Annotated in this window: 2 protein-coding genes; one reads left to right on the forward strand and one right to left on the reverse strand. The window is 66.6% G+C overall.

Annotation, left to right across the window (positions count from 1 at the left end; translation table 11 throughout):
- On the forward strand, window positions 1-982 hold a 982-nt coding region (locus tag ACXJKH_RS19720), incomplete at its 5' end, for a magnesium and cobalt transport protein CorA (RefSeq protein WP_457321901.1).
- A gap of 159 nt (window positions 983-1141) precedes the next feature.
- Here ACXJKH_RS19720 and ACXJKH_RS19725 read toward each other — a convergent pair.
- Window positions 1142-1844 (reverse strand): aldehyde dehydrogenase family protein (locus ACXJKH_RS19725; protein WP_457321903.1); only part of this gene is annotated, 703 nt, incomplete at its 5' end.

The following is a 1844-nucleotide window of genomic DNA, read 5'->3' on the forward strand; positions in this document are numbered from 1 at the left end:
CGTCAATCCGCCCTGCGTCATCAACTGTGTCCATTACGATGATCAGGGCAAGCGCCACGACATCAGCTTGGACGCGATCAGCGATGTGATCGAAAGCGGCAACGGCTTCGTCTGGGTCGGTCTCTACGAGCCGGCTGACAGCGTGCTGCTGAAGCTGCAGGAAGAATTTTGCCTGCACTCGCTGGCCATCGAGGACGCACGCAACGCGCATCAGCGCCCCAAGGTGGAGTCGTACGGCAACTCGCTGTTCGTGGTGGTCACCACCGCGCAGATGGTGGACGAGCGCATCCAGTACGGTGAAACCCACGCCTTCCTCGGGCCGCGCTTCCTGGTCACCGTGCGCCACGGCGCGTCGCTGTCCTACGCCGCGCCGCGCGCGCGGGTGGAGCGCGAGCCCGAGCTGCTGCGCACCATGGGCCCGTCGTACTGCCTGTATGCGGTGCTGGATTTCGTGGTCGACAACTACCTGCCGATCACCCAGCGCTACCGCGACACGCTGGAGCTGCTGGAGAAGGACATCTTCTCCGACAGCTACAAGCGCCAGACCGTCGTGCGCCTGTACGAGTTGAAGCGCGAGCTCAACAAGATGCGCATGGCCGTGGCGCCGCTGCAGGACATGCTGGCGCAGATCAAACGCTACCAGGGCGAGCTGGTGCCCGATGAGGTGAAGCTGTACCTGCGCGACGTGCACGACCACGCGGTGCGGATCAGCRATGTGATCGATACCCTGCGCGAGATGCTGGGCACCGCGCTGAGCGTGAACCTGTCGCTGGTGACGCTGGCGCAGGGCGAGACGGTCAAGCGCCTCGGTGCCTGGGCCGCGCTGCTCGCCGCGCCGACCTTGATCACCAGCTGGTACGGCATGAACTTCACCCACATGCCCGAGCTGGACAAGCCGTGGGCGTACCCGGCGATGATCATCGGCGTCGGCGCGATCTGCGTGGGGCTGTACCGCCTGTTCAAGCGCGTCCGCTGGCTCTGAGGTCGGCCGGTGGTGCGACGCCAAGCGGCGATACGCAGGTAGTGCCGGCCGCTGGCCGGCTCCAGAAAAACCCGGATTCACGCCGGGTGTTTGGAGATTTCGAGCAGCCGACCAACGGCCGGCACTACCGGTTCCAGCGGCCCTGCCGGGCCGCTCCGATCAGGCGACGTAAACGGTCTTGATGTTCATGAACTCATGGATGCCATGGTCGGCCAGCTCGCGGCCGAAGCCGGAGCGCTTGGTGCCGCCGAACGGCAGGCGCGGGTCGCTCTTGACGATGGCGTTGACGAACGCCGCGCCGCATTCCAGGCGCTTGGCGATCGCTTCGCCGCGCTGCGCGTCGCCGCTCCAGACACTGCCGCCCAGGCCGAAGCTGGTGTCGTTGGCCACACGCAGCGCGTCTGCGTCATCGCGCACGCGCACGATGGCCGCCGCCGGGCCGAACAGTTCTTCGTCGTAGGCAGGCATGCCGGGGCCGACATTGTCCAGAATGGTGGCCGGGTAACCGGCATGGCTGCCGGCTACCGGCTCGCCGCCGAGCAGGACCTTGGCGCCCTTGGCCACGCTGGTCTGCACCTGCTTGTGCAGCTCATCGCGCAGGTCGGCACGGGCCATCGGCGCCAGCGTGGTCTTCTCGTCCTGCGGATCGCCGTACACGCGCGCGGCCGCGGCAGCGACGAACTTCTCCACGAACGCATCGGCGATCGCGTCGACCACGATGAACCGCTTGGCGGCAATGCAGGTCTGGCCGCTGTTGTCGAAGCGCGACTTCACCGCGGCGGCCACCGTCTTGTCGAGGTCGGCATCGTCAAGCACGACGAAGGCATCGCTGCCGCCCAGTTCCATGACGCACTTCTTGAGC

The sequence above is a fragment of the Stenotrophomonas sp. P5_B8 genome (genome assembly GCF_054049855.1).